The sequence below is a fragment of the Sulfurovum sp. genome (genome assembly GCF_049668085.1).
Taxonomy (GTDB): Bacteria; Campylobacterota; Campylobacteria; order Campylobacterales; family Sulfurovaceae; genus Sulfurovum.
The window spans coordinates 1-1,605 of record NZ_JBATIY010000040.1; the positions used below are offsets into that span (position 1 = coordinate 1).

Genomic DNA, 1,605 nt, shown 5'->3' on the forward strand with positions numbered 1-1,605 from the left:
AAGGAAGCGTATATATATGCCTATCCGATGATGGAAAGCTATAAAATGATCTATGTTTTAAAAGTTTGGAAAGATTCCCCTGTGTATGAAGCACCTTTTAATGAGCTAACACATAATGCGGTTCTGCTTGGTCCGGAATATACCACTATGGTTCGTCCAAATAATGATACCTTTTATTCAAATGTAATATTCGATTTAAGAGCGGAACCAATGATTCTAAGTGTTCCAGCTATTTCTGATAATCGTTACTACTCATGGCAACTCATTGATCTATTCACACATAATGTTGGTTATGTAGGTACACGTGAAACCGGCTATAAAGCGGGTAAGTATCTTATCGCGGGACCTGACTGGAGTGGGAAAAAGCCTAAAGGGATAACTAAAGTTATACAAACATATTCTAACATTCTTTTGGCTTTAGCACGCACACAAGTCTACTCTGCGGATGATGCAAAAAATGCTAAGAAAATTATGAGTGAATATAAGGTAGAGACCCTGAGTCAATACATGGGAACTCCAACTCCTAAAGCGTCAACCCCATTAGATTTTCCAGTCTATTCTCTAGAAAAAATCAGATCGGTAGAGTTCATAACTTATCTCAATTTTTCACTTGGGCTAGTCAAACCAAATCCAAGTGAAAAGGCGCTTTTAAAAAGGTTTTCAAAAATCGGTATTGGCGCGAATGTTCCCTTTGATGTGAACAGTATCGACCCTGAGACGAAAAACATTATGCAAGATGCTATAGATAAAGCAATGGTAGAGATAGAAGCAGAAACAAAAAACCTGGGTACTGTAGTAGATGGATGGATGCAGGTTTCAGGAGCCTTTGGCTCACCAAAAGCGATGGAAGGTAAATTCCTAACCCGTGCAGCGGCTGCCTATTTTGGACTCTATGGAAATGACCTTGAGGAGGCTTTTTACCCAGATACAACGATAGATGAAAATGGTAATGCACTTGATGGTTCTAAACATAACTATATCCTTCACTTTTCCAAAGACAGACTCCCACCCGTAAAAGCGTTTTGGTCTTTTTCTATGTATAAATTGCCAGAACAACTTTTTACAGAAAATTCTATCAACCGGTATGTCATTAGTAGTGCTACGGAGGGTCTTAAATATAATGAAGATGGCTCCTTGGATATCTACATTCAAAAAGAGAAGCCTTCAACAGATAAAGTGTCTAACTGGTTACCAGCTTATGATGGGGAGTTCTCTCTGCAAGCCAGACTTTATTGGCCAGAACCAGAGAGTCTTGACCCCCTATACGTGCTGCCAAAAGTAACCATATCTAAATGAAAGCGCAGGGATACAAAGTGATGAAGACTTACTTAACTGCACTAGCCAGCCTGATAATAATTTTATCAGGCTGTTCGTCAGACGCTAAGGATAGTGATGCCGCTGAACATGCAGCGCTCACCTCAGAAGAAGCAACCCAAATCGCCAAAGAGGCCTATGTTTACGGCTTTCCTTTGGTACTCAACTACAAAACGATGTACGACTATGCCGTCGATACAAAATCACCGGAGTATAAAGGAGATTTTAACGAGCTAGGATGTGTGGCTAGAGTATACACGCCCGAGGACAGAGCTGTTATTACGCCAAATT

Annotated in this window: 2 protein-coding genes; both read left to right on the forward strand. The window is 40.2% G+C overall.

Translation table 11 applies throughout. The features are described from left to right. Positions 1-1,296: DUF1254 domain-containing protein (locus WBM70_RS02680; RefSeq protein ID WP_424556973.1), on the forward strand; the 1,296-nt coding region annotated here is incomplete at its 5' end. Continuing rightward, positions 1,293-1,605 (forward strand): hypothetical protein (locus WBM70_RS02685; RefSeq protein ID WP_424556974.1); only part of this gene is annotated, 313 nt, incomplete at its 3' end. The genes WBM70_RS02680 and WBM70_RS02685, both read left to right, overlap by 4 nt.